At 68.1% G+C, this 19,965-nt stretch carries 19 protein-coding genes; 8 read left to right on the top strand and 11 right to left on the bottom strand.

The window, feature by feature from the left end:
• Nucleotides 1-102 precede the first annotated feature (102 nt).
• From ABD116_RS36045 to ABD116_RS36025, 5 genes are read left to right on the top strand one after another with little or no spacing between them, the layout of a single operon-like run.
• Nucleotides 103-750: an O-methyltransferase gene (locus tag ABD116_RS36045; protein WP_343981200.1), complete on the top strand. Its 648-nt coding sequence runs from the start codon at nucleotides 103-105 to the stop codon at nucleotides 748-750.
• Nucleotides 747-1,388: an ABC transporter ATP-binding protein gene (locus ABD116_RS36040; RefSeq protein ID WP_343981197.1), complete on the top strand. Its 642-nt coding sequence runs from the start codon at nucleotides 747-749 to the stop codon at nucleotides 1,386-1,388. The genes ABD116_RS36045 and ABD116_RS36040 overlap by 4 nt, the downstream gene beginning before the upstream one ends.
• A complete protein-coding gene (locus tag ABD116_RS36035; RefSeq protein ID WP_343981194.1) occupies nucleotides 1,385-2,932 on the top strand; it encodes a DUF6297 family protein in 1,548 nt (515 codons plus the stop codon). The genes ABD116_RS36040 and ABD116_RS36035 overlap by 4 nt, the downstream gene beginning before the upstream one ends.
• Before the next feature lie 50 nt (nucleotides 2,933-2,982).
• Nucleotides 2,983-3,324, top strand: a complete 342-nt coding sequence (locus tag ABD116_RS36030; protein WP_343981191.1) for a PadR family transcriptional regulator — start codon at nucleotides 2,983-2,985, stop codon at nucleotides 3,322-3,324.
• Nucleotides 3,321-3,881 carry an HAAS signaling domain-containing protein gene (locus ABD116_RS36025; RefSeq protein ID WP_343981188.1) on the top strand — a complete coding sequence of 187 codons (561 nt, stop codon included), beginning with the start codon at nucleotides 3,321-3,323 and terminating at the stop codon, nucleotides 3,879-3,881. The genes ABD116_RS36030 and ABD116_RS36025 overlap by 4 nt, the downstream gene beginning before the upstream one ends.
• On the opposite strand, the gene ABD116_RS36020 is transcribed toward ABD116_RS36025, so the two are convergent.
• From ABD116_RS36020 to glnA, 7 genes are all read right to left on the bottom strand, one after another.
• Complete coding sequence (locus tag ABD116_RS36020; RefSeq protein ID WP_343981186.1) at nucleotides 3,874-4,311, bottom strand: hypothetical protein; 438 nt, start codon at nucleotides 4,309-4,311, stop codon at nucleotides 3,874-3,876. The genes ABD116_RS36025 and ABD116_RS36020 overlap by 8 nt on opposite strands.
• 18 nt (nucleotides 4,312-4,329) lie before the next feature.
• On the bottom strand, nucleotides 4,330-4,632 hold the full coding sequence (locus ABD116_RS36015; RefSeq protein ID WP_343981183.1) for a nucleoside triphosphate pyrophosphohydrolase family protein: 303 nt from the start codon (nucleotides 4,630-4,632) through the stop codon (nucleotides 4,330-4,332).
• Nucleotides 4,633-4,754: 122 nt separating this feature from the next.
• Entirely contained in the window at nucleotides 4,755-6,989 is a 2,235-nt protein-coding gene (locus tag ABD116_RS36010) for an RICIN domain-containing protein (protein WP_343981180.1), read from the bottom strand.
• A 413-nt stretch (nucleotides 6,990-7,402) separates the two neighbouring features.
• Nucleotides 7,403-8,377: a peptidoglycan recognition protein family protein gene (locus ABD116_RS36005; RefSeq protein ID WP_343981177.1), complete on the bottom strand. Its 975-nt coding sequence runs from the start codon at nucleotides 8,375-8,377 to the stop codon at nucleotides 7,403-7,405.
• A 160-nt stretch (nucleotides 8,378-8,537) separates the two neighbouring features.
• Entirely contained in the window at nucleotides 8,538-10,055 is a 1,518-nt protein-coding gene (locus ABD116_RS36000) for a hypothetical protein (protein WP_343981174.1), read from the bottom strand.
• A gap of 37 nt (nucleotides 10,056-10,092) precedes the next feature.
• The gene (locus ABD116_RS35995; protein WP_343981172.1) at nucleotides 10,093-11,151 is read right to left on the bottom strand and encodes an LLM class flavin-dependent oxidoreductase; all 1,059 of its coding nucleotides are present in this window, start codon (nucleotides 11,149-11,151) and stop codon (nucleotides 10,093-10,095) included.
• Between the two features lie 112 nt (nucleotides 11,152-11,263).
• Entirely contained in the window at nucleotides 11,264-12,688 is a 1,425-nt protein-coding gene (gene glnA, locus ABD116_RS35990) for a type I glutamate--ammonia ligase (RefSeq protein ID WP_343981169.1), read from the bottom strand.
• Between the two features lie 168 nt (nucleotides 12,689-12,856).
• Here glnA and ABD116_RS35985 point away from each other — a divergent pair, with 168 nt between their 5' ends.
• The gene (locus tag ABD116_RS35985) at nucleotides 12,857-13,321 is read left to right on the top strand and encodes an RDD family protein (protein WP_343981167.1); all 465 of its coding nucleotides are present in this window, start codon (nucleotides 12,857-12,859) and stop codon (nucleotides 13,319-13,321) included.
• Here ABD116_RS35985 and ABD116_RS35980 read toward each other — a convergent pair.
• From ABD116_RS35980 to lipA, 3 genes are all read right to left on the bottom strand, one after another.
• Nucleotides 13,318-14,601: a class I SAM-dependent methyltransferase gene (locus ABD116_RS35980; protein ID WP_343981164.1), complete on the bottom strand. Its 1,284-nt coding sequence runs from the start codon at nucleotides 14,599-14,601 to the stop codon at nucleotides 13,318-13,320. The genes ABD116_RS35985 and ABD116_RS35980 overlap by 4 nt on opposite strands.
• 131 nt (nucleotides 14,602-14,732) lie before the next feature.
• Entirely contained in the window at nucleotides 14,733-15,428 is a 696-nt protein-coding gene (locus ABD116_RS35975; protein ID WP_343981161.1) for a DUF4191 domain-containing protein, read from the bottom strand.
• A gap of 33 nt (nucleotides 15,429-15,461) precedes the next feature.
• Nucleotides 15,462-16,406, bottom strand: a complete 945-nt coding sequence (gene lipA / locus ABD116_RS35970) for a lipoyl synthase (protein WP_343981157.1) — start codon at nucleotides 16,404-16,406, stop codon at nucleotides 15,462-15,464.
• A 61-nt stretch (nucleotides 16,407-16,467) separates the two neighbouring features.
• Here lipA and ABD116_RS35965 point away from each other — a divergent pair, with 61 nt between their 5' ends.
• Entirely contained in the window at nucleotides 16,468-17,868 is a 1,401-nt protein-coding gene (locus ABD116_RS35965) for a sensor histidine kinase (protein ID WP_343981153.1), read from the top strand.
• Nucleotides 17,865-18,539, top strand: a complete 675-nt coding sequence (locus ABD116_RS35960) for a response regulator (RefSeq protein ID WP_343981150.1) — start codon at nucleotides 17,865-17,867, stop codon at nucleotides 18,537-18,539. Before ABD116_RS35965 ends, ABD116_RS35960 begins: the two co-directional genes overlap by 4 nt.
• Nucleotides 18,540-18,543: 4 nt before the next feature.
• Here ABD116_RS35960 and ABD116_RS35955 read toward each other — a convergent pair whose 3' ends face one another.
• Nucleotides 18,544-19,830, bottom strand: coding sequence for a hypothetical protein (locus ABD116_RS35955; protein ID WP_343981147.1), 1,287 nt, complete (start codon nucleotides 19,828-19,830; stop codon nucleotides 18,544-18,546).
• Nucleotides 19,831-19,965 lie beyond the last annotated feature (135 nt).

Here is a 19,965-nt window from a genome sequence, read left to right as displayed (position 1 = left end):
GTCTCCTCGGAGGGGTGGTGTCGGGCGGCTGGGCAACCCGATAGAGACTACAGCCGAGCGCTGTAGCCGAGATCACGACGACATTCAGGATGGCGGGTTTCGATGGGTAGTCAGGTTCTGGTCACCGACGAACTGCACGAGTACATGGTCGCGCACGGGATGCCGCTGGACGAGGTCGCGAGCGACCTGGTCGCCGAGACCAACGCGCTCGGCGGCGTCTCGGAGATGCTCACCACCCCGGATCAGGCGGGGCTGCTGACCACGCTGACCCGGCTGGTGGGGGCGCGGCGCGCGGTCGAGATCGGCACCTTCACCGGATTCTCGGCGCTGGCGATCTCCCGCGGGCTGCCCGCCGACGGCGAGCTGATCTGCCTCGACGTGAGTGACGAGTGGACCTCGATCGGGCGCCGGTACTGGGAGCGGGCCGGGGTCGCGGACAAGATCGACCTGCGGATCGGCGACGCGCACGAGTCGGCCGCCAAGCTCGAGGGCGAGTTCGACCTGGCCTTCGTGGACGCCGAGAAGCCGGGCTACACCGACTACTTCGAGCAGCTCGTCCCGAAGATCCGGCCCAACGGGATCCTGCTGTTCGACAACACGCTGGCCGGTGGCCGGGTGGTCGGCGAGCACACGGGCGAGGACGACCCGGTCGACCGCAAGGAGTTCAACGCGCACATCGCGGCCGACGAGCGGGTCGACGTGGTCATCCTCGGCATCGGCGACGGCCTCACCCTGGTCCGGAAGCGGTGACGAAGGCCGCACCCCGGTTGGCCGTCAAGGGCCTTCGGCACCTGTACGCCGAACGCCCGGTGATCGAGGACCTCACCTTCACCCTGCGGGCCGGCCGGGCGATCGCCCTGGTCGGCCCCAACGGCGCGGGCAAGACGACCGTACTCAAGTGCATCGTCGGCTCGGCCGAGCCCGCAGCTGGGCAGATCCTGCTGGACGGGTCGCCGATCGACGAGCGTGCCGAGGTGGTACGCCGGGATGTGGCGTCGCTGCTCGACGACCTCGACTTCTTCCCGGACCTGACCGCCGCCGAGCACCTGGACCTGCTGGCCCGGGCGCACGGCAACGGGACGCCGGAGGACCTGGTCGACACGGTGCTCGATGATGTCGGCCTGCTCGGTGCTGCCGACCAGTTGCCTGGCTCACTGTCGTCGGGTCAGCGGCGGCGGCTCGCGCTGGCGACGGCGCTGGTCCGGCCGCGCAAGCTGCTGGTGCTCGACGAGCCGGAGGCGCGGCTGGACTCGGCGGGCGTTGCCTGGCTGGGGGAGATGCTGCTCGCGGAGAAGAAGCGCGGTACGTCGATCCTGTTCGCCAGTCACGACGCGGCGCTGGTGGACGCCGTCGCCGACGAGACCGTCACGCTCACCCCGCTCGCATGAGCACGACGGACGGCCCGGTCGTCTTCGACCCCGCCGACTTCGGCGCGATCCCGTCGTCGCGGTCGCTGCGCAAGTGGATGCGGAAGGTCCGCCGGGGCAAGGCGGACCGTACGGTCTGGCAGCAGCTCGAGGACATCTACGTGATCGTCTTCGCCGTCGCCATGCTCGGCGCGACCGGCGGCAACGTCCTGGTCAACCTCAACGACAAGTCAGCAGCCTGTACGTCGGGGTCCTGCTCCTGGTTGCTCGACACCGTGCCTTACATCCTGGTGCCGTTGCTGGTGTCGACGATGCTGCGGGTGCTGTTGAGCATTGGGCCGGTGTCGGCGTCCCGGGCGACCGGGTTCTGGATGCTGGCGACACCTGTCGACCGTGGGGCGCTGCTGCGGCCGTCGTACCGGCTGGTGGTTGTGGTGGCCGCCGTTGTTGGCGCTGGGGCGGCGGTGATCGGGTGGGCGCTCTTCGGCGCTGCCTGGTCGACCGTGGGTGAGGCAGCCGTGTTGACGACGGTGCTGCTGCTCTTCACGACCTGTGCGACGGTCTGGGCACAGCAGACGGCCAAGCGCTCTCGCTGGGCCATCTGGATCGCAGATGGGCTACTAGTTGTTGCTGCTGTCCCTGCGCTCCTGCTGGCGCTCCGCAAAGAGCCAACGGCTGGAGGTCAGCCGACTCTGGGCCTTGGGGTGCTGAGCCCGGACGAGGTGTCTTCGTCCGCAGCGTTGGACGCGCGGCTGCTGGTGATCGGTGCGTTGGCACTCGTTGTCGCGGTGGTGCTGGTGGTTCTTGCTGGGCGGACGCTGGGGCGGCTCAGCCGTCAGACGGTGATTGCCGGGGGAGACCTACTGGCTGGGCTTGCCGGCGCTGCGATCACGTTGGACGTCAGCTTGCTGGCTGATGTGGTTGCTGGGCGGCACTGGCGGTTGAAGGGGCGGCTGAAGTCCCGGCGTGGGCGCGGGGCCAATGCGGTCGCCATGATCCACCGGGAGTTCCTGCGGGTACTGCGGTGGCCGCGGCGGCTGGTGATCGCGTTTGCTTTGCTGGTGGTGCCTTATGCGGTCGCCGGTACCGGGTACGACGTACTGGTGCCGATTGCTGCGGGGCTGGCCGGCTTTGGGGCGGTGCGGCCGTTGATGGACGGGCTGCGGTCGGTATGCCGGTCCGCTGGGCTGGTACGGGCGCTCGGGTTCGAGTTGCGCGAGTTGCGGGTGATCATGGCGTTCGTACCGGGTGGGTTTGCGGTGGTGTGGGCTGCGCTGGCTGAGCCTGCGTTGGGGAGTCCTGCGGTGGCGTTTGCTGTTGCGGCCGGGATGCTCACGGGTGCGGTTCGCCAGGCGTCGGCCCGGCCGCCGTCGTACAGCGGACCTCTGGTCGCTTCGCCGATGGGTGCCATTCCGCCCGGGCTCTTCTCCACCCCGATGCGCGGCTTCGATTTGCTGCTGATCTGCCTGGCGCCCGTGCTGCTCGGGCTCAGCAGCACCTGGATCATCGTCGTCCCGGCGATCATTCTCATGCTGCTCTTCGCGATCCCCCCGAAACAGAACTGAGCGCCGGCCGCGCTTTGCGGTTACTGGCGTACGCAGGTACCTTGTATCGCATGGTAGCGGAGAAGGTCTTCACCCAGCTGCGCCGCGGGACGCTCGAGTTCTGCGTGCTCGCGTTGCTGCAGGGGGAGGAGCGCTACGGGTTCGAGCTGGTCAAGGAGCTCGGCGAGGTCGACGGGCTGGTCACCACCGAAGGGACCATCTACCCGCTGCTGGCGCGATTGCGGCGGGAGGGGCTGGTGGAGACCACCTGGCGTGAGTCGGGGTCCGGGCCGCCGCGGCGGTACTACAAGAGCACTGGTGAAGGGCGGCTGGCGCTGGCTGCGTTCGCCGCCGACTGGGAGCGGTTCCGGAACTCGGTCGACACCGTACTGGGGCGAGGGAGACAGGGATGAACGTGCAGAACGACGCGGACCGCTTGGTGGACGACTACCTGCGCCGGTTGACCAAAGAGGCCGAGCCGCTGCCGGAGGCACGGCGTACCGACCTGATCGCCGAGGTCACCGCCCACATCGCCGAGGCCCGCGCCGAGGGCGCCGTCACCGAGCCCGAGATCCGCGACATGCTCGCCCGGCTCGGCACCCCGGAAGAAATAGTCCTGGCCGCCACCGACGGCCTGGTCCTGGTCGACGAGCCGCGCCTGCGCCGCCGCGACGCGACGGCGTTGCTGCTGCTGGCCCTCGGCGGCCTCGTCTTCCTGTTCGGTTGGGTGATCGGGGTCGTGCTGCTCTGGACCTCCGACCGCTGGACCCGCAACGAGAAGTGCCTGGGCACCCTCATCTGGCCCTTCGGCTACGCCTTCATCGGTTTCCTGCTGGAGCACTTCATCCCGAACGACATGCCCTCCTGGCTGGCATGGACCGGCTGGACCATCATCTTCGTCACCCAAACCGCAACCATCTCCATGCTCTTCAGAAACGCCCAACCCCGCCGCGGCCGAGCGGCTAGCTGAGACCGAGGTCGTTGCGGAAGGCGACGAGCATGGCATTGCGCTGGACGCCGGCGCTGGGTACTTCGCGCTTGCCCGACTCGACCTGATTGCGGAAGGTCCGCAGTACGTCCATCATCGCCAGCGCCGGCAGCTGATCCCCACCCAGCAGCCGTACCTCGTTGAGCGACTCGTAGGCCTTGGTCAGCGCGGCAAAGAACGGCGCCGCGCTGACCGTCTCGACCTCCTCGGGCCCCGGCACCGTCCCGGACCACAGCCCGATGCTGGCCGACACCGCCTCCACATCGTGCAGAGCGCGGATGTACGTCTCGCGCCGCAAGGTGTTCAGCTCGGTCGTCTGCTTGACCCGAGTCTCGCGCCACCCGCGAAGCTCGCCGAGCAGAGCGGTCAGAGCGACGCCGCCGAGGGCGAAAAAACCGGCAGTGATCTCCATGCCCGCAACCCTGTCAGCTCACTCGTGCGAGAGCCACTTGCGCTCGATCGCAGCCGGTACGTCGACATCGCAGTGGCGGGCCAGCAGGAGTAGCTGGCAGAAGACGTCGGCGAACTCCAGCTGGAAGGCGGCCCGGATCTCGTCGGGTGAGCTGCCCTTGGTGCGGGCTCGGCCGGTGACCTGCAGGTAGGCCTGGGTCAGCTCGCCGACCTCCTCCTGGAGTTTCAGCAGGAACCAGTCGCCGTCTCGTTCGATGCCCAGGTGCTCGCCGTACCTGGCTGACAACTTCTCTACCCGCTCGGACAGCTCGGTGATCTCCACGGGGTCAGCCAAGCAGGTAGGGCCGACACTCAACGCCCTGCCGCCCCTGACAGCTGCAGGGCGTTGAGTGGTAGGGGCCGGCCGCGGGGCAGATCGCGGCCGGACCCTAGTCCGGTCGGGCGTCAGGGGTAGCTGGTTACCTGCGCCTTGTTGTTGGCGGAGTTGGAGGGGCCGCCGGTGTTGTTGATGACGTGGGAGATGGTGCCCTTGCCGCCGAGCGAGACGGTCACCATCGAGTGGAACTTGACGCCGGGTTTGTTCGGGACTTCGAAGGCCCGGTCGGCCACGATGCTCGGGTCGTCGTTGAAGACGCAGTAGCTGCCCAGGCCCCACGCCTCGTGGGTGGTGACCGAGTCGGCCACCTTGTACGCCGCGTAGCCGCGGGTCGAGCCGTTCATCCAGGCGGCCTGGTTCGGCGGGTCGTACGGCATCTCGTTCTGGTAGAAGTACGTCCGGCCCCCGTTCCCGTTCCAGATCGTCTGGTACTTCTGGTAGTGCTCGACGAACAACCCGTACGCCGTCACGTCGTTGCCGTTGACGACCAACCCGGTCGCCGCGGTGTTCGAGTTCCAGCCGACGCCGTACGTGTGGTCACCGCGCCACAGCCAGGTGTGGTCGATGATCACGTTGTTGCTGTTGATCCGCAGCGTCTCGGTCGCCTTGCCGACGGCCGCGCCGCCGATCCGGAAGTACACGTCGTGCAGCGAGGTCGGGTTCGCCGAGTGGTTCGCCGACGACCCGGTCGGGCCGATCTCCATCAGCAACGGCGAGTTGGTCGGCGCCGCGTCGATCAGCAGGCCGGCGACCTTCACGCCGTCGACATCGGCGATGGTGATCGACTGCGTCCCGCTGGTCGGCATCAGCGTCGCCAGGCCGAGGCCGAGGACGACGGTGTTGGCGCGGTTGATCCGCAGGGGGTCACTGAGCCGGTAGACGCCCGGCGTGAACAGGAGATCCTTGCCGGCCGCGAGCTGCGCGTTGATCGTCGCCGCGGAGTCGCCCTGCTTGGCGATGTAGAACTGGCTGATCGGCAGCGACTGACCGGCGGGGTTGCCGCCGACCCAGCCGGGTCCGGCCGAGTTCGACTTCAGCGCCGGGACGAAGACCTGGTAGTTGCCCGCGGCATCGACGTACAGGTACGGCTTCTCGCGGACCACCGGGGTCTGCGCGACCTTGGTGTACGGCGGGTCCGGGAAGGTCCCGGCCGGTGCGTTCTGCGCGCCGACGAAGACCATGTTCCAGTTCTGTCCGGTCCAGCTGCCCCAGTTGGTGTTCCGGGAGATCCACTGCTGCTGGCTGCCGGAACGGACCTGCCCGTCGACCAGCGTGTCGGCCATGAAGCCGCCGCTGGCCCAGCCGCCGTCGTCCAGCGCGAGGTTGCCCTTGAGGTGGTTACGCCGGTACGACGCTGCCTGCGAAACGGCCCAGCGGTCGAGCCCACCGGGCGGGGTGATGGTCAGGCCCTCGGCGCCTCGCCAGAAGTTCTGGGTCGCGTTCTGCGGCGGGAACCAGTCGGCCTCGACGTGCACCGCGCCGTTGATGTTGACGCTGTCCGGCGTCAGGCCGAGACCGGCGACCTGGGTGTAGAAGCCGACGTTGGCGCTCACGTTGTACGTGCCGGGCTTGAACAGCAGCGCGACCCGCTGCTCGCCGAACTGGTTCTGCTCCTGCTGGCTGAAGACCGAGTTGAGCTTGTTCTGGATGCTGCTCTGCGACATCGACGGGTCGAAGATCGACACGTTCGGGCCGAAGTCGGGCTGACCCGCGGGCGGGTCGGTCGGGGGAGTGCCGTCCACGGGGTTGATCCTGAACGATTGGGCAGCGGTCCCGTTGCAGGTGTACTGCTGCAACTGGAGTCCGTCAGCGGTCGAAGCACCCGGTACGTCGAGGCACTTGCCGCTGTTGCGGTTGACGAGGTGGTACGCGCCGTCCGACTCCTCGACGGGCAGCCACTGCTGGTTGAGTCCGTTGCTGTACGACCACAGCTGGATCGGCGCGCTGTCCGCGGTGGAGACGTTGGTGACGTCGAGCGCCTGGGCCGCGTTGTTGAGCGCGTTGACCCGGACGTACCCGTTGGTCGTCGGCTGGAACTGCCACTGCTGGGCGGTGCTGCTGTTGCAGGCCTGCTGCTGCACCGCCGTGCCGTTGGCGGTGGCGGCTGCCCGGGCATCGACGCACTTGCTGCTGTTCTTGCTGACGACCGTGTTCCAGCCGGTCGGCGAGATGGCGGCGCTGGCGTCGTTGGAGTTGGCAACGGTCAGACCTGTTGCGACTACCGCGGCCACCAGAGCCGCGGCGATCGCGGCGAACCGGCGGGTTCGCGGGGGAAGGCGGAGTGGGGCGTCTCCTGGAGTCATCGACTCTCCTGATGCAGTTTTCGGGGGCGGGAATGCGCATTCAAACGCTGCGCTCCCTAAGGAAAGCTAACTTCCCTACTTAATTCAAGAGTCAGTCTAAGTAACCCCGAGATCCGGAACCGCTCCCGGTACAGAACCGGCGACCGTGAACACCGAAGGGCGACCTTGAACACCTAAGGGCGACCGTGAACACCGAAGGGCAACCTTGAACACGAAAGGGCGACCTTGAACACGAAATAGCTTGTTCAAGGTCGCCCATTGGTGTTCAAGGCCACGCCAAGGTGTTCAAGCCCACCAGTGGTGGGCTTGAACACCAAGTGGTGGGTGCGCCGGTCAAGTGGTGGGTTTGACGGTCAAGTGGTGGGTGCGCCCGTCAAGTGGTGGGTTTGACGGTCAGGTGGTGGGTTTGACGGTCAGTTCTCCGGGGTGGGGGTGGCCGGTGTAGGGGGCGGCAACGGGGGGAACGGGTCGAGCACGAGCCCGGCCGAGTCCTTCGGGTCCTCGGGCTCGGTCGGGTCCTTGGGGCCGCCCGGATCGTTCGGGTCAGCGGGGTCCGTCGGGTCGCTGGGATCGCTGGGATCCGCCGGGTCGACCGGGTCCGTGGGGTCCGTCGGGTCGACCGGGTCGGTGGGGCCGGTGGGGTTGTCGGTGGGTTTGGGCTGGGTGGCCCAGACGGCGGCCGCGGCCCGGGCGGCGTCGGGGCCGTCGGTCTGCCGCTCGAAGTTCTTGATGTCGAGGGCGTACTTCTTGCCCACCTCCTCGACCTGGCGGGACAGTTGCTTCTGCACCCAGAGCGCGTAGGCCTGGGTGCGGGCCTCGATGAAGTTCTTCAGTTCCTGCATCTGGGCGGGAGTCATCTCGTCCTCCGATGAGCCGTCGGGGTTGAAGTCCCCACGGGTGATGGCGGCGCGTGCGGCCGGTCCTGGGCAGTCGGTCGGGTCGGGGCGGATCGCGGAGTGCGGCACGATCGTCGTACCGCGGGGGTAGAGCCGGCGGAAGTCGGCGACGACGGCGCGCGTGGTCGCCTTCATCGCGGCCGTCGGCTGCTCGCCGGTGACCAGCACCAGCAGGATCGCGCCGTACTGCTGGTTGACGGCGACGTCGCCGTTGGCGCCGGATTGTTCGCGCAGACCGCGCAACGTCCAGGCCCGGCCGGATTGATCGACGGCGACCTGGTACGCGATGTCGGACCAGCCGCGATCGTCCATATGGAACGCCTGCCAGCCGCGCAACGCGGACGCGACCGAGGCCTGACTGTGGATGGGCGTCGTAGTACCGGTCCCTGGCCAGTGGATCGCGACGCCCCGCACCCGCGCGGCGAGCAGGTTGCCGGGCCCTGGTTTGGGCGCTCGGGCACCCCACGCAGAGCGTGGGAGGTAGTCGACCATCGGGACTCCTTACAGCATGTGGCGGTGCGAGTCCCACCCCTCCGGCGACAGGGAGTGGCGGTTCCCCTACTTTCGGTGATATCCACCGTACTCCGGCTTCAAACCCTCAGGGAACCTACCCATCAATCGCCCACCCAGTCGAGCACCATTGCCCGATCGGTCAGCGTCTGATCCGGCAGTCCGCAATCCGGCCGTCGGTGGTGCCGATAACCAATCGATTTGGTGCTGCGGTGGCGAGGCTCAGTGGTATCGCGGGTTGGCCGTCGAGGGTGAAGCGAGTGCGCCAGCGGACGTTGCCGAGGGCTGCGTCGAGGGCGACCAGGTCGCCGTTGGCGTAGCCGACGTACAGGACGCCGTTGAGTTCGCCGATCGCGGTGGCGGGGGAGTCGGTCGTGAACACCCAGTACGCCGAACCGTCGGCGAGCGCCCGGCGTACGACGAACGACCCACCGGGCTGGAGTCCGCTGCTGTCGTAGACCGTGCCGGCGTGGACGAGGTCGTCTTCGAGCATGACGCCCGGACCACCGAAGAGCTGTCGTGATCCTTGCCAGTCGAGCGGGAACAGACGGCGGACCGTCAAGGCGTAGGGATCGACAGCGACGACCCACTTGTTGCGCCAGGGCTTGTCCTCATCGCCTTGCAGGAAAAGGAGTTCGGTGGCGCGGCGGATCGCGAACGGATGGTTGGCCGGGTCGAACCCGGTCAGTTCGGGGCCCTCGGCAACATCTCCGAACGCGTCGACCAGGGTCAGCCGGCCCGGCTTCGGCGCGGTACCGCGCAGTGCGATCCAGCCGAGCGAACTCGTCATCGTCGTCGCGCCGTCGAACTCGACCTCCTCGATGATCTGTCCGGTGGCGAGCAGTACGAGGTCCCTGGAGGTGCCGAAGTCGTCCGGCCATTCGGAGTTCACCCAAGCGGTCAGCCCGTCTGCCGACAGTGCGATCTGCCGACCGCTGGACCCCTCGGCGATCTCCCACTCCAGCTCACCGTCGACGCCCCAGCACTCGAGCTCCCTGCTCTCGAGCGCGGCCAGCACCCGCCCGTCGTCCAGACATTCGACCGCCCAGACGTGAGTCCGGCCGCTCCACTCGAACTCGGTCAGCGTCTGGTCGAGGGGAGGCGTCGGGTACTCGACCATCGAGTCGGCCGTGTGCGGCAACTCGATCCGCGGCCACGCCGTCCAGTCGTCGCCGGTGATCTCCATCGGATACGAATGCGTGTGCGCCTTCTCGTCGAGCTCGTCGTCGTCGAGTGGCGCGACCAGCACGCGCAGGGTGTGGGTGTCGGCCCACTCGACCTGCCGGACTTCGCGACCGTTGCGACCGAGCGCCTCGATCACCTTGCCGGTGCCGAGGTCGAGCAGGAGCAGGTCGCCTTCGAAGGAGAAGCCGCCGTCGTAGCTGCCGATGCCGATCGCGAGCAACGGAAGTCCGGGATGGAACGCCAGCGATCGGACCGGCCACCTGGGCTGCACCAACCACTCGCAGGAGCCGTCGCGGTAGACGCCGAGACGGTGACCGCGGGTGCCGGTGAGGGTTGCGTCGCCTGGCCAGTAGAGCGAACCGAGTTCGCCGGCGATGGCGACCCGCTCGCCGTCCGGGCTGCTCGCGGAAACAGTCGGCCGGCCGACTTCGGCGTACGGACCGCCGCCCAGCGTTCGCAGTACTGTCAGGGACACCCGGCTAGGAGATCACAAGTGGGGCTTACGCCGAGCATCAATTCGACAGCAGTGGAAGCAATTGGTCGCCGATTCGGATGATCTCTTCGCGGTAGGGCGTGTCGCTGAGGATGAAGTGCGTGATGCCGAGGTCCTGGTACTTGCGGAGCGCCTTGGCGACGTCCTGGGCGGAGCCGACGAGCCACGTCGTACCGGCGCCACCGCCGCCGTACTTGCCGGGGGCCGTGTAGAGGATGTCGTCGAGCACCTCGCCGCGGTCCGCCAGCTCGAGGAGGCGTTGCTGGCCTACTGCCTTGAAGCGGCGCTCATCGCGATAGGTGCTGGACTCGGCCATCTTGGCGACCTTGGCCTCGGCATCGGCCCACGCCTGGTCGGTGGTGTCGCGGACCAGGGTGGTGATGCGCAGACCGAATTCGAGCGGCGCGTGCTCCCGGCCCAGCTCGGCGGTCAGGCCCCTCAACCGGTCGATGCGCTCGGCGATGCCGTCCAACGGCTCGCCCCAGAAGAGTTGTACGTCGGCATCGGTCGCCGCGACGCGTTCGGCGGCGGGCGATGCGCCACCGAAGTACAGCCGAGGATGCGGCCGGCCCTCGCGAGCGACCGGCCTGGTGGCGACCGTCGATCCCGTGACCGAGAAGTACTCACCCGCGAAGGTGACGTCCTCCTCCGTCCACAGCCGCCGAACCAGTTGCAAGAACTCGCGAGTACGCCCGTAGCGCTGCGCCTGATCACCCTCGCTGTCCCCGTACGCCGCCAGATTGTCCTGCCCCGACACGATGTTGACCAGCAGCCGCCCACCCGACAACTCATCCAGCGTCGACGACGCCGACGCGAAATGCGCCGGCTGCCAGTACCCCGGCCGAATCGCCACCAGCGGCTGGAAAGTAGACGTCCGAGCCGCCAACGCAGTAGCAACCGTCAACGTATCCGGCCGCCCCCACCCGGTCCCCAGCAACGCCCCGCCCCACCCGTGCCGCTCAGTCAGCTCAGCCAACTCAGTCAGCCGATCCAGACTGTTGTGATCCTGCACCGCATCGTCCCCACGATGCCCGGGCTCCACCTGATTCGGGATGTACCACAGCGTCTCGAGGCTCATACAAACAAGACTATTTCACTGAACTTACTCCCCTTAGCCGTCTCAGGACCTGAGAACGCAACGAGCCCACCCGCGCGATGCGGGTGGGCTCGGAGCGTCGATCAGGTGGAACTCAGACGTCGTAGTACAGCTCGAACTCGTGCGGGTGGGGGCGGAGCGCGATCGGGGCGATCTCGTTCTCGCGCTTGAAGTCGATCCAGGTCTCGATCAGGTCGCCGGTGAAGACGTCACCCTCGAGCAGGAACTCGTGGTCGGCCTCGAGCGAGTCGATCACGGCCGGCAGCGAGGTGGGGACCTGCGCGACCGAGGAGTGCTCCTCCGGCGGCAGCTCGTACAGGTCCTTGTCGATCGGGTCCGCGGGCTCGATCTTGTTGCGGATGCCGTCGATACCGGCCAGCAGCTGGGCCGAGAAGGCCAGGTACGGGTTGGACGACGGGTCGGGGCAGCGGAACTCGATCCGCTTGGCCTTCGGGTTGGACCCGGTGATCGGGATCCGGATGCAGGCCGAGCGGTTGCGCTGCGAGTAGACCAGGTTGACCGGCGCCTCGAAGCCCGGCACCAGGCGGTGGTACGAGTTCACCGTCGGGTTGGTGAAGGCCAGCAGCGACGGCGCGTGCTTGAGGATGCCGCCGATGTACCAGCGGGCGACGTCGGACAGGCCGCCGTAGCCGGACTCGTCGTAGAACAGCGGGTCGCCGTTGCTCCACAGCGACTGGTGGCAGTGCATGCCCGAGCCGTTGTCGCCGAAGATCGGCTTCGGCATGAAGGTCGCGGTCTTGCCGGCCTCCCAGGCGGTGTTCTTGACGATGTACTTGAACTTCATCAGGTCGTCGGCCGCGGTGAGCAGCGTGTCGAAGCGGTAGTTGATCTCCGCCTGGCCCGCGGTGCCGACCTCGTGGTGGGCGCGCTCGACGGTCAGCCCGCTGGTCTCGAGGTGCTTGGTGATGTCGTTGCGCAGGTCGGCGAAGTGGTCGACCGGCGGCGCGGGGAAGTACCCACCCTTGTACCGGACCTTGTAGCCGCGGTTGCCACCCTCCTCGACCCGGCCGGTGTTCCAGGCGCCGGCGACGGAGTCGATGTGGTAGTAGCTCTCGTTCTGCTTGGTCTCGAACCGCACGTCGTCGAAGACGTAGAATTCGGCCTCGGGCGCGAAGAAGGCGGTGTCGGCGATGCCGGTCGACTTCAGGTACTCCTGCGCCTTGCGGGCGATGTTGCGCGGGTCGCGGCTGTAGGCCTCACCCGTCAGCGGGTCGTGGACGAAGAAGTTGATGATGAGCGTCTTGTCCGCACGGAACGGGTCGAGATACGCCGTCGTCGGGTCGGGCAGCAGGGACATGTCCGACTCGTGGATCTGCTGGAAGCCCCGGATCGACGAACCGTCGAACTGGAGGCCGTCTTCGAAGACCTCCGGACCGAAGGACCCGACCGGGACGGTGAAGTGCTGCATGATGCCCGGCAGGTCACAGAACCGGACATCGATGAACACGACGCCCTCGTCCTTGACGTAGGCGAGCAGCTCCTCAGCGCTGGAAAACATACATACTCCTCGGGGTGGCTCAGAGATTCATCTGAACGTAGGCCCTGCCGATTACTCGGTCGTGACCCCAGTGTTTCGCGGATGTTACGCCCAGCGTGTCCGCGCTGACCCACTGGTAGGGGGCGGGCGGGGAGTGAGATCCTCAACCGCCGCACTAGCCTGGTCATCATGGCATCATCTGCGCAATCCGGGGCAGGACCCACCGGAGATTTCCGATATCCGGGCAACCGGCTGGGCCTGCCGGAGGCCGGTCAGGGCTCCGTCGCGGGCTGGGGCCGCCGCCTCGCCGCCCTGTTCGCCGACTGGCTGGTGGCCGGCCTGATCGCCTCCGCGGTGGTCGGCAAACCCATCTGGGCCGGTGGCAACGACTTCAACACCGCCCAGCTGGTGATCTTCTTCGCCATGTCAGCGATCCTGGTCGGCCTGGCCGGCTCGACCATCGGCCACCGCCTGCTCGGCCTGCGAGTGATCCGTACCAAGCCGGGCGGCGAGGGCTACGCCGCCCAGGTAGGCCTACTGGGCGGTGCGATCCGCACTCTCCTGCTCTGCCTGGTACTTCCGGCCGTCGTCTTCGACAAGGACCACCGCGGCCTGCACGACCTGGCCGCCGGCACGATCGTCGTCCGGCGCTAGCCGAAGCGCTTGGTGAGCAGGATCTGTACGTCGTCGAGGTAGCCGGCCCGGAAGCCCGCCTCGGAGTACGCGAGGTAGAACTCCCACATCCGGCGGAAGGTCGCGTCGAAGCCGAGGTCGGCGATGGCCGGCCAGTGCTCGATGAAGCGGTTGCGCCAGATCCGGAGGGTGCGGGCGTAGTCCATGCCCATGTGCCGCAGCACCTCGGTCTGCAGGCCGGTGTGCTGGGCGGTCACCTGCTCGATCACGTCGACGGACGGGATCAGGCCGCCGGGGAAGATGTACTTCTGCACCCAGGTGAAGGTGTTGCGGGTGGCGAGCATCCGGTCGTGCGGCATCACGATCGCCTGGATGACGGCCTTGCCCCCCGGCGCCAGCCGCCGCTCGATCGCGTCGAAGTACACCGGCCAGTACTTCTCGCCGACCGCCTCGATCATCTCCACGCTCAGGACCGCGTCGAAGACACCGATCTGGTCGCGGTAGTCACGCAACGCGACCTGGACCCGGTCGCTCACCCCGGCGTCGGCGATCCGGCGCTGGGCGAGCAGCGCCTGCTGCGAGGCGATCGTGATGGCCGTCACCCAGGCGCCGCGCTGGGCCGCGCGGATCGCCAGGCTCGCCCAGCCGCAGCCGATGTCGAGCACCCGCGATCCCGAGACCACGCCGGCCGCGTCGAGGATCGCGTCGAGCTTGCGCAGCTGGGCGTTGGACAGTTCGTCGTGCGACGCCGTCGCCAGGTCCGACTCGGGTTGCTGATCGAACAGCGCCGCGGAGTACGTCAGTGACGGATCGAGGAACTCGCTGAACATCGCGTTGCTCAGGTCGTAGTGGCGGCTGATGTTCTCCCGCGCGCCGGCCCGGTCGTTCTCCTGATCGGACGGCTGCGACCGGGTCACCAGCCAGCGCAGCGACTGCGCCCACTTCGGCAGCAGGTGGCGGTCCTGTTCGGAGCTGAACCGCTGCGCGAACGGCAGCAGCAGATCGGCCAGGTCGGTGCCAGGCTCCGGGTCCCAGTCGCCGGCCAGGTACGCCTCGCCGAAACCGGAGCCCGCGTCGTGACCGAGCCGGTCCAGGAACGGGCCCGTACGGTGCACCCGCATCGCCGGGCCACCGAGGCCGTAGCTGCGGTTGTCGAGCGTGATGGTGGCCGGCAGGTCTCGCGCGATGAAGCGCAAGGCGGCGTGCGCGCCGGCCCGGCGTACCGGATTGGAGCGCGGGGCCGCCAGGGACGGCCACGTCTCCACCGCCGGCTCGTGCACAGCGGTGTACAGATCGGTCATCAGCTCTACCCCTGGTTTCTCATCCCGTCCCTGGTCGCACCCTAAGGCCGGTGACCGACCTCAGGGCGCGACACGAGGCACAAGAAAGTCCTCACGCAGGGAAAACGGCGGTGGGGCCTGTTGCGTTACGGTCAGCGGCCCTTCATCGCCTGCCGGGCGCCCTTCATGCTGGTCGGCAGCGGGCCCTTGGGCATCGGCACCTGCGGCCGGACGGCGTCGAGCGCCTTCAGCCGCTGGAGCAGATCGGTGATCTCGGACGGTTGCAGCGCCTGCGGGAGCTTCATCACGTGCTTGGTCAGCTTGCGGATGTCGATCTCGCCCTCGCCCTTGCCGGCGATGATCTGGGTCACCGGCGCACCGCCGGCCACCCGCTGGTGCTTCTTGCCTTCGGCGGCGAGCAGGTTCTTCACCCGGCTGGCCTGGCCCTCGCCGACCAGCACGATGCCGGGCCGGCCGACCACCCGGTGCACGATGTCGGCGTTCTTGGTGACCGCGACGGCCGGCGTCACGTTCCAGCCGCGGCGCAGCGTCTGCAGCGCCGAGGCGGCCGCGCCGGCCTGGCCCTCGATCTGGCTGTACGCCGCCTTCTCGACCCGGCGGCCGAAGATGATGGTGGCGGCCAGGAAGCCGAGCGCGACGCCCAGCGGGATCCAGACCAGCAGCGGGCCGACCAGGATGCCGACCACCACGAACACCGCGACCACGGCCAGGAAGATCCCGGCCAGGATCAGCCCGATCCGTGGGTCGGACTTCTTCGTCAGCTGGTACGCCGACCGGATCTGCTTGAGCCGGCCGGTCTTCTCTTCTGGCGCGTCGTTCTTGGCCATCTCTACCTTTGTCCGTGGTTTCTGCGGTCGGTTCTAAGCATCCTGGGTGGCGGAGGTCATCCGCGACTCCACAGCCTGACGGTACAGCCGACCGGCCCGGTACGACGAACGCACGAGCGGACCCGACATGACTCCGGCGAAGCCGATCTCCTCGGCCTCCTCCTGCATCTCGACGAACTCCTCCGGGCGGACCCAGCGCTCGACCGGGTGGTGCCGCACCGAGGGGCGCAGGTACTGCGTGATGGTGATGATCTCGCAGCCGGCGTCGTGCAGGTCGGTCAGCGCCTGGCTGACCTCCTCACGGGTCTCGCCCATGCCGAGGATCAGGTTGGACTTGGTGACGAGACCGAAGTCGCGGGCCTGGGTGATCACGTCGAGCGACCGCTCGTAGCGGAAGCCCGGCCGGATCCGGCGGAAGATCCGCGGCACCGTCTCGACGTTGTGCGCGAACACCTCCGGGCGGGACGAGAACACCTCGGCCAGCTGCTCCGGTACGGCGTTGAAGTCCGGCGCGAGCATCTCGACGCCGGTCCCGGGGTTGAGCGCGTGGATCTGGCGGATGGTCTCGGCGTACAGCCAGGCGCCGCCGTCGGGCAGGTCGTCGCGGGCGACACCGGTCACGGTCGCGTAGCGCAGGCCCATCTTCACGACGGACTCGGCGACCCGGCGCGGCTCGTCGCGGTCCAGGTCCAGCGGCTTGCCGGTGTCGATCTGGCAGAAGTCGCAGCGCCGGGTGCACTGGTCGCCACCGATCAGGAAGGTCGCTTCGCGGTCTTCCCAACACTCGAAGATGTTCGGGCAGCCGGCTTCCTGGCAGACCGTGTGGAGCTCTTCGGACTTCACCAGTTTCTGCAGCTTCTGGTACTCCGGGCCCATCTTGGCGCGCGTCTTGATCCACTCGGGTTTGCGCTCGATCGGGGTCTCCGCGTTGCGCACTTCGAGCCTGAGCAGCTTCCGTCCTTCTGGGGCGATCGTCACGCCCACCAGAGTACGCGGCGCTCCGACACGCCCGGCGGCCCCACCCGTAGGCTGGGCAACCATGTCCACCTCGCAGCCGCAGCAGCCGGTACTGCGCTCCGCCACGGCGGAGACGTCGCAGCCCGCCGAGCCGCTGCCGACCGCTGCGCCGGCTGTGACGAATACCACCGAGTGGCGGCGACCCGGTCCCACCCGGCGTCAGCTGCGGCAGGACGTGTTCCTCGGGCTCGGGATGGCCCTGGCCGCTGTCATCGGGACCGATCTGGCCCGCAGTACCTCCGGCATCCCGGTCGACATGGGCTTCGGGGGAGTCGGGGCGTACGTCCTGAGCGCGGCCGTCGCGTTGCCGCTCTGCCTGCGCCGGCGCTACCCACTGTCGGTGCTGGTCGTCGTCTCGGTGCTGTTCTTCGTCAACGGCGAGTGGAACACGTTCGCCTTCGTCGGCAACCTGGTCACCCAGGCGACCCAGTTCATGGCGATCTACGCGGCCGTCGCGTGGGCGCGGGACCGGCGCCGGATGAAGCTGACGATGGTCGTCGTCTTCGTGGGCATGTTCGGCTGGCTCGGCTGGGGCTTCGTCAAGGCGCTGAACGACGACTCGATCAAGGGCCCGGGCGGCGGCATGCTCTCGCCGTACGTGTCCTTCGTCCTGCTGAACTTCGCGCTGAACGTCCTTTACTTCTTCGGCGCGTACTTCTGGGGCCGGACCGCGTGGGGCGTCGCCCGGCAGCGGCATGAGCTGGAGCAGCAGGCCGAGGAACTGGCCACCCAGCAGCAGGCTAACGCGCGCCGGGCGGTGATCGACGAGCGGCTGCGGATCTCGCGGGAGCTGCACGATGTGGTCGCGCACCACATCAGCAGCATCGGCGTACAGGCCGGGGGAGCCCGCCGGGTGATGGACTCCGATCCGGATGCGGCCAAGAACGCGTTGAGCGTGATCGAGAACTCCAGCCGGACCGCGGTCAACGAGATGCGTCAGTTGCTGGGGATGCTCCGGGCCGCCGATCCGGACCTGGACGACGATCTCGGTGTACCGGCTGGGAAGGCTCCGCAGGCGGGTGCTGATCGGTTGCCCGCACTGGTGTCGACGGCGAACGGGGAGGGGTTGTCGGTCGGGTTCCATCAGATCGGGCAGCCGGTGACGTTGCCGGAGACCGTCTCGGTGTCGGTGTACCGGATCGCGCAGGAGGCGCTGACGAACGTTCGCCGGCACTCGACCGCCCGGAGCGCACACGTGACGCTGCGCTATCTCGCCGACACCGCGGTCGAGGTCGAGGTGATCGACGACGGCCGCCCGAAGCACGCGCCGGTCGGCAGCCGGCTCGGCCACGTCGGCATTCGTGAGAGGGTCAGCCTGCTCGGCGGCGAGAGCGAGATCGGTCCGCGTCCGGTCGGCGGCTTCCGCGTCCGCGCCCGGATCCCGCTGAACCCCACGATCCCTGAGGGAGAACCACAAGCATGAGTGAGGCCGGTACGCCGATGCGCGTCCTGCTCGTCGACGACCAGGACCTGGTCCGGGCGGGCTTCCGGATGATCCTGTCCGTCGAGCCCGGCATCCAGGTGGTGGGCGAGGCCTCCGACGGTGAGAAGGCGGTCGAGCTGGCCCTCGAGCTGCGCCCCGACGTCGTCCTGATGGACGTCCAGATGCCCGGCCTCGACGGCATCGCCGCGACCCAGCGAATCGTCACCGCCGACGCCGGCAAGGTGATCATCCTGACCACCTTCGACCGCGACGACTACCTCTTCGAGTCGCTCGGCGCAGGCGCCAGCGGCTTCTTGTTGAAGAACACCGCCCCCGAAGACCTCGTCGAAGCCATCCAGGTAGTCCACTCCGGCCACGCCCTGCTGGCCCCCGAGGTCACCCGCCGAGTCATCAAACGCTTCACCGGCGGCGGCGAACGCGTCTACCGCCCCGACCTCGTCGCCGACCTCACCGAACGCGAACGCGAGGTCCTAGGCCTCATCGCCCGGGGCCTCACCAACACCGAAATAGCCACCTCCCTCTTCGTGGGCGAAGCCACGGTGAAGACCCACGTCTCCCGAGTCCTGTTGAAGCTAGGCCTCCGCGACCGAGTCCAAGCAGTCGTCTTCGCCTACGAATGCGGCCTCGTCGTACCGGGCGACGAGCACTGAGCCTTCAGACCGGCGTGGCGGCGGCCCACAGCTTCTCCGCCTCGCCCAGGAACTGGTCGAAGCCGGCATCGCCGGGGATCAGCAGGAACTTCGGCTCGCCATCGGCCTGGAAGGTGTAGTACTCGACGAACAGTCCGGACAAGTCGCCGCGATTCTCGGTGGGTACGTCCACGGCGACGATTCCGGATGTCAGCAGATACGATGTCAGCCGGACCTCGACCGATCCGGGGGTCTCTGCCGCCAGTTGGCTCAGCAGGCGGAGTGAATGCTCGACCCTGGTGACCACCGACTGCTTGGACCGTTCCGAGTAGAAGCGCTCGGCCGCTCCGTCGGCGGCAGGAGATTCGGGATCGATCAGCAGGACCCGGAGGTGACAGCCCCGCTGGAGCAACTTCTCGAACTCGAGGTAGTTCGAGTTCAGCAAGGTGTTGCGAGTGATGCCGGTGATGAACAGATCCGAGGCCGCCTTGACCGCAGTGATCAGATCGGGCCCGAACGATTCGACGAACTGGGGCCGTGCGATCGACCGCAGCCGCCGGCTCGGGGGCAGCGGCCACGGCGTACCGGCTGCCCAGAGCCGCTCGGCCTGCTGCTCGTAGAAGCTGAACCAGCCGCCGTCGGCCTGCTCGAGGTGCAGGACCGGACCCGGCCCCGAGACGGGTCGGAGCTCGGGGAACTGGACCGTGATGCTGGCTGAGCGGGCGTGCCGGAGCAGGTTCACCCCGATCGGCGGAATGAACTGTGCGACCCGGATCTCCAGCCTGCCGTTGGTGCTGGCCTTGAGCTCGACCAGTTCCTCCAAGGTCGACCTGATCCGCTGGGCCATCAAAGCGGCAGGTCCGGCCGGCCGGAGCAAGGCCGCTTGTCCGACCAGTCCTTCGTCGGTCGGATCGACGAGCAGCACCCGCAGTGACGCGCCCCGGGTCAGTGCGTTGTGGAAGTCGTCGCGGCGACCCTGGATGGTGCGCGCCATCGAGACCCCGATCAGGAGGACGTCATCGGCTTCGGCCCGCCGCCGGACGAGGTCTTCCGGGTAGTTGTGCAGCAGCACGCCGCCGGCTCCAGGCCGGTTCTTGGCGAGCTGCGCGACCAGCCTGCGCGACTTGATCTGGGCGAAGGCCAACGCGGCCAGCAGTGCCAGGATCGCCGCGCTCAGGACGTTCATATCGGCCACATCGACGATGCCGAGCACCGTGAAGACGGCTGCTGCCGCGGTGAGCAGCCAGAGGTCGACGTTGTCGTCGGTCAGTGCACGGTGGGCGGCTCGCAGGAGCGCACGAACTGGCTTCACCTGCCAACCCTAGGGGCGCCAGGTCCGGCAGGGGGAGTTCCCGTGTGTCAGCCCTGCGGGCTGATCGGTCCCCCCTGCGGATGACCCGGGTGATCACACTGCGGGGCGACGTACTGCGGGCGCTGGATGGTTAGC

Source organism: Kribbella koreensis, assembly GCF_039525325.1.
In the GTDB taxonomy this organism is placed as follows: Bacteria; Actinomycetota; Actinomycetes; order Propionibacteriales; family Kribbellaceae; genus Kribbella; species Kribbella koreensis.
This window is presented reverse-complemented; position numbering and strand designations above follow the sequence as displayed.